5 protein-coding genes are annotated in these 6502 nt (G+C 25.9%); 1 reads left to right on the top strand and 4 read right to left on the bottom strand.

What is annotated here, in order from left to right; genetic code table 11:
- Positions 1–515 precede the first annotated feature (515 nt).
- The 4 genes from AC4FQ3_RS19690 to AC4FQ3_RS19675 form a co-directional block, all read right to left on the bottom strand.
- A complete protein-coding gene (locus AC4FQ3_RS19690; RefSeq protein ID WP_491182994.1) occupies positions 516–2417 on the bottom strand; it encodes an alpha/beta fold hydrolase in 1902 nt (633 codons plus the stop codon).
- A gap of 159 nt (positions 2418–2576) precedes the next feature.
- Positions 2577–2906: a peptidase associated/transthyretin-like domain-containing protein gene (locus tag AC4FQ3_RS19685; RefSeq protein WP_124020543.1), complete on the bottom strand. Its 330-nt coding sequence runs from the start codon at positions 2904–2906 to the stop codon at positions 2577–2579.
- A 258-nt stretch (positions 2907–3164) separates the two neighbouring features.
- Positions 3165–5186, bottom strand: coding sequence for an ATP-binding protein (locus AC4FQ3_RS19680; RefSeq protein ID WP_491182993.1), 2022 nt, complete (start codon positions 5184–5186; stop codon positions 3165–3167).
- Between the two features lie 106 nt (positions 5187–5292).
- Positions 5293–5535, bottom strand: a complete 243-nt coding sequence (locus tag AC4FQ3_RS19675; protein ID WP_073397957.1) for a hypothetical protein — start codon at positions 5533–5535, stop codon at positions 5293–5295.
- 107 nt (positions 5536–5642) lie between these two features.
- Between AC4FQ3_RS19675 and AC4FQ3_RS19670 the strand changes: the two genes are divergently transcribed.
- A complete protein-coding gene (locus tag AC4FQ3_RS19670) occupies positions 5643–6320 on the top strand; it encodes a response regulator (protein ID WP_243396859.1) in 678 nt (225 codons plus the stop codon).
- Positions 6321–6502: the final 182 nt, after the last annotated feature.

Genomic DNA, 6502 nt, shown 5'->3' with positions numbered 1-6502 from the left:
ATTCATTAATAATACATGAACTTTATTATAGCATAACGCAAAAATAACATAGCGCTTAATAAAAAATTACGGACTTTACAGGTAAAACTTACGGCTTATTACCAACTTGTTTAAGTTTAGAAAATTGCCATAAAAAAAGCATTTATATAAAAGGAAATAGTTTTGATCTGGACACATTTTTTTAAGAAATCATATCTTCCTAAATATTTCCATCTCTTTGTTTTACATTACAAGTTGTAATTTTTCGAGTGTTTTTTTTAAAATTTTATGCGGATTAACCCAAGACGTTTTTTACTTAAGTGATTTATTTCTGTTTTTAAATCCCTGACAAGAGTTGCTTTATGCTAAATTCATACGCCCTATAGACTTTTCCTTCAGCGGTTTGAGGTTTGTGTAAACATAAACTTTTCTCTACTGGGCAGTATTTGGAGTGGATAACGAAAGAAGTAATCGAATAGCATAAGTTATTATATTATAAATCACTTTATAATATTAATAACTTGCACCTTATCCAATTAGAAGATTCCCCAATAGGAGAAATAAATAATTACTAATATAAAAGAAAATGCTATCGAAAAAACCACTTCTATGAATGGTATAATCTTTATTTTAAGTAGTAAGTAGAATACACTAATAATTGTTGTTCCAATAAATATATAATTTAAAATAAATAAAAAATTATATTTTTCAGGCAATCCAAATAGTAGAATAAAAAGATTGTATTTAGAAGTCTGAAAAATAGCCCAAATGAAACCAAATACTACAATCATCCCTAACAAAGAGTTTGCGATAAATAAGTATTTCAATAGGTTCAAATCTTTATTTTTATTTCTAAAAATTGAAAAAACACAATACAAGAATGTACCAAAAATTATTATTAATGCAATAATCAACGGCGATAAAAATAACAGAATTGGTTTATTTAGACTTTTTGCCAACTTAGATATTCCAGGATTATATTTAATATCAGAAATAAATTCAATTTGACTTAATTTTTCTTTTACTTCAGGTTTCTTATCAGGTGTTTTTACAAAATGCTCTACTATACCCTTTCCAGCTTTTGAAAAACTTGTTGCATGACCATAAGGCATTTCAAATAGAAAGCTGTTTTTATATTTTTTTGCAATTTCCTTACCGTTATATAAAGGTGTAATTGGATCATATTTTCCGGCAAAAATTAAAGCTTTAATGTGATTGCTTTTTTGTGCTGAATTTATTTTTTTTGCGCCAATTCCCCATTCTTCACAAACAGACAAGTCTGAACGATAAAATAATATTCCTCCTTTATTTTTTTTAAATACAGAAGCATTTTTGTCATATTCCGCAATACTTTTATCTGTAAACCCATCATTACATGAAACGCAATAATAAGTACCAAAGTCTCTTTTTAATGCTTCAGAAAAAGCATCTACTAAATTCGCTAATATAAATTTATCTTCTTTATAAAAACCGTTTATTATTAAAGGAATCAATTCAATTAATTGTTGATTATAAAGAGATTGATGAATAATTATTTTAAAATCGTCAGCATTATAGGTAAATTTTTCTGTTTGAACAATAGCTTTCTCAACATTTACCTCTATGCCTTTTTTACTCAATTTATTTATTACTGAATAATATTTTGATTCTAAATCAGGGTATTTTTGTTTACTTTCCTTAAAAAGGGTATTCAGACTATTAATATAATTAAAAGTATTGTTTTTATAATATTCATTAATATCATTAATCGGAGAATCCAGAATAATACCTTCGAAATCATTTAGAAATTGATCAGAATAAACTTGTGAGATATAAGTACCATACGATATACCATATACAAACCATTTGTTTATGCCTAATGATTTTTTTAATGCGTGTAAATCTTTTGAAATATTTAAACTATTATATGCTTTTATATCTATTCCTTTTACAATAAGGTCATTTTTGCATTGTTCTGAAACATTGACAATTTCATTTATATCTTTAGTTGTACTATTATTTTCGGCAAGCACTTGCAAAATCTCTTCTCCAAGTTTAGGACAAAGAGCAGGTTCAGAAAAACCAGTACCCCTTAAATCAACAAGTATAATATTTGCTTCGTTTCTTAAAGGATGATTTAACCATTTTTTGATAGGGCCTATGCACCAACCACCGGGACCACCAGAAATATGTACTACGTTTTTACTTGACTTTTTTAAACACGGTAGAACAGCGACAGCCAATTTTATGGTTTTATTTGAACTGGTATTTTCCCAATTTTCAGGAACATTGAAACGATACCATTTTATATTTTGGCTATTTACTTCCTTCCAGTCTGGAAAATAACTTGCCGTGGTTTGAAGTTGATAGTCATTTGGACTTTGCGCATTTACGTGTAAAAATAAATGAAAAAAAATGATGCAAATAAATAGTTTTTTAATGTCGCGTTTAATTCTCATTCGTGTATTTAAAATAATATCCTAAATTTTAGCTAATCTTATTACTGCCTTTTTAGTTGTTTCTTGACCAAAGTAACTTTCTTCGACTATATGAACAGTCAATCCCGTACCAATAAAAAATTTAAATTAAAGGAGTAAATAAGAATTTAAAGTGTGTTTTTACCAAGTATTTTGTAAATAAATTTCCCCCAATGATTCATTTTTATTTATTATTTCCTTTGTTATACTATATTTAGTATATTGTTCAACAGTTATTTCTAAAATATATTTATTTGGTGGTAAATCTTTTATGATAAACTCTCCATTTTTATCATTAAAATGTAACTCTTTAACAAAAACACTATCTCTTTCTTGAAAAACTTTAATTTTAAATATCGATACAGGGCTGAATCCGTGATCAACTAATCTCCCCCATATTGAATAATTATTTATTCCATTAAAAGACATAAAAAGAAATGAAATGAATATTAAATATTGAATCTTTTTCATTTACCGTTTTTTAGTTTATTTTTTTGCTTTTGGTTTTATAAATCTTGAAAATTTATAATTTTTATTTTGTTGATTTTTATTTCACGAAAATAACAGTAACATTTAGCTAAAAATTACGGAATTTAAATATAAAAATTACGGAATTGCATTTTTTCTGAAGGTAAAACTATTTTACAATCACTAATAAATATTGGTATGGTTCTTTAAAGTAAGAAGGAATAAACTTGAAAGAAAATTTAAATCATTTAAGATCCAGATTTAAAAATGAAGTGTAACTTTAATTTTCGTCCCCACCCCAATTTTAGATTCTATATGAAATTCCCCTTTAAGAGAATTCGTTCGCTCTTTTATGTTGGTTAACCCTATGCCATTTTTTTTACTCTTAATATCAAAACCCTGTCCGTCATCTACAATAGAGATTATTAAGGAAGTATCATTAAACTTTTGAACACTTATTTCACAATTTTTAGCATTTGCATACTTATTAACATTCAAAATAGCTTCCTGGATTATACGATATAAATTTATCTTATATATATTTTGAATACTTGACCATTCAAACATTCCATCATTTAGGTATTTAAACTGGGTAAAGCTAATATCTTTTTGATTTTCAATTAAATTTAATAACAAAACATCAAAATCATTATCTTCCAAAAAAGAACTTCGACTTAAGTCATGTGAAATAGTTCTAATCTCATTCTCAATATTTTGTAATTCAAAAATATATTCTTTTCTTTTTTCAATTATTTTCTCGTCAACTTTAGAATTAAAGAAACCTAAGTTCATTCGAACACCATAAATTTTATTCATTATGCCATCATGTAATTCTTTTGCTATTTTAGCTTTCTCATTCTCTTTTGCAACATTTATTTTTTCATTTTGCTCAGTCAACAGCTGGTAGATTTCTTCATTAGCTTTTTGCTGTTTCTTTAAAAACTCCAACTCTTTATTTTTATATTTTAAAGATCTTAAAACAATAATTATTATCAATAATAAGATTAGTCCAAATGAAATAATTAAAATGTAAAAGTTCTTTTTTGTCAAAATTTTATTTTCATCCTCAATTCTTGAGGTTTCATATTCAATTCTGGCATACTTATTATGAGCGTTTTTTTGAAGTGTATTGATACTATCACTTAATTTTATATATTCATTTGCATAAAACAACCTGTGCGTTTTATCTATTTTGGAGAGAAATTTTAACGATGTTAATATTTCGTTACTATTCTTAATTTTAACTGCTAATTGATTAGCTTCTTTTAAAATTTGAATTGCTTTTGTAGTATCCTTCTGACTTAAAAAATATTCTCCAATATGTATCTTTTTATATAAAATATCTGACTCAGCTCCAATACTATCAACAATTTTTAAGGATTCAAAAAACATTAAACCAATATTCTCATAATTCCTGTTTTTCATCTTAGAATAAGCCAAATTGCTTAAAACATTAGCATATAATCTAGGATTGCTTTTTTTTAAATCTGCTGAAAGCAGGCTCTTTAATATTTTAATAGACTTCGGGAATTCACCTTTTAAATCATATAAGTTACAGATATTAATCATAGAAGATACATAGTAATTGTTTATCTCATTACTATCATCATTACCATTAATTTTCATTTTTTCTAATTCACCTAAAGCCAATTTGTGATAATGTAATGCTTCGTCATACTCAACCAATTTTTCTAAACAATTACCTATTAATGTGTTACAAGAGAAAATCAACTGATGATTTGTAGATTTCTTTAAATATCGTAATGCTTTAGCAATTTCAACCTCACATTCAACATAATTTCCATTATAAAATAAAACATAGGCTTTATTGAATAACATTCTGCCAACATTATCATAGTCATGTATATTATAATATAGTTTTTCTGCAAGTAAATAATAAAAGTAAGCACTGTCTTTTTTTGAGTTAATATAACAATCACCCACATAATAGGATGCCTTTGCCATTCTAATACTATCGTTTGACTGTTTTGATAGTCGCAATGCATTTAAACTAGCAGATAAAGATTTTTTAAAATTATTGATGTAATAATATTCTGTTGCCGTTTTCAAATATGAATTTCTGACAGTTGAATCATTTTTTTTTAATTTTAATAAATCTACTATTGAATCTAGATATTTCTCTTTTTTATTTTTCCCTAATTTATCTATATAATTTTTATCAAAAAAAATAGCTGTATTTTTATCATAAGCAACAGAATCATTTTTTTTGCATGAAAATAATAGTAGTAGAAATAGTAAAATTATATAAGCAAGAGTTCTCAAGATTGTAATTATTATTTTAAATTTCAAATATACTATTATGAAACAAGAAGACTATGCAATTAAGTATAAATCACATAGTCTATCTTGAAATAATTATAACCCTGAATTATTTAGCTCTTGGGGGTATCGGATTACTTGGGTCTCCATTAACACTCATAATCTCCATATTTAAAATCACAGTCGTTGAATCATTTCTTTTTTTATTTAATTCATTTTTAAAATCAGTCTGTGGACTAATTTTAAAATTACGACTTTTAACTTCAGGAACTTCATAACTATCATCATTAGAGCATGAATAGGTTAATAAAGAAAAGGAAACAAGGCCTACAATGTATAATTTGCTTTTCATAAAATTTATATTAATATCATTTAGTACAAAAAAACATCCTAGATTTACTTCAATTGTACGGTAAATCCGTAATATTTAATTATCTTTGATACCCTATTTAAAAAAAAATGAAGATTAGTCTTAAGATTTTGATCGTTGACGATCACCCCATGACAGTTGATAGCTATATTAACCTACTATCTGACACGGATTTTCAAAAAAAACAGCCAAGTTTTATAAAGAGTTATAATTGTGAGGATGCATATAACAAAATAAAACTGCAACAAATAGAAAACATAAATATTGATTTTGCTTTATTAGATATTAGCCTGCCTCCTTTTAAAGAGCTTAATATTAATAATGGCATTGATTTAGCTATACTTATTAGAGAAAAATTTGCAAATTGCAAAATTGTACTGCTTACAATGCATAGTGATCCCTTAACGGTAGATAAAATCATTAAGGAAATAAAACCTGAAGGGTTCATTTCAAAAAGCGATATTAACTTTGAATTGTTTCCAATCATTTGCAAAAAAATTCTTGAAGGTGATATATATCGAAGTAATACCATAATACAATCTCAAAGAAATTTATTTAAAAAAAATATAAATTGGGATAAACATGACAATCAAATTTTAACCTTAATTTACCAAGGAGTTAAAACTGTCAATCTTCCTAACTACATACCTCTTTCAATGAGTGCAATAGAAAAAAGAAAAGCAAACATAAAAGATCAACTTTTAAAGGGAAAAGGCAGTGATAAAGATCTAATTGAAAAAGCTAAAAAACTAGGATTATTACAGTAATTGGAGTTGCTTTCTTAATTAGGGATTAAGGTAGTAACAACTTGTTTTTTGATGCTATAATTCTACATTATCAATTAAAAGTTAAATCACATTAGAAAGCAGCTTTTGGTTGCGGCTCAGACGTTCTTTATGAGAAAAAGCTTTAAAACATATTGTAAAAATTACATTTTATTTTCACAACC

Source organism: Flavobacterium sp. AK-345, from assembly GCF_058310175.1.
This window is presented reverse-complemented; position numbering and strand designations above follow the sequence as displayed.

Bases quoted from the DNA above. Each gene is read 5' to 3' on its own strand.
- AC4FQ3_RS19685 (WP_124020543.1), bottom strand. From the start codon at position 2,906: ATGAAAAAGATTCAATATTTAATATTCATTTCATTTCTTTTTATGTCT.
- AC4FQ3_RS19690 (WP_491182994.1), bottom strand. From the start codon at position 2,417: ATGAGAATTAAACGCGACATTAAAAAACTATTTATTTGCATCATTTTT.
- AC4FQ3_RS19675 (WP_073397957.1), bottom strand. From the start codon at position 5,535: ATGAAAAGCAAATTATACATTGTAGGCCTTGTTTCCTTTTCTTTATTA.
- AC4FQ3_RS19670 (WP_243396859.1), top strand. From the start codon at position 5,643: ATGAAGATTAGTCTTAAGATTTTGATCGTTGACGATCACCCCATGACA.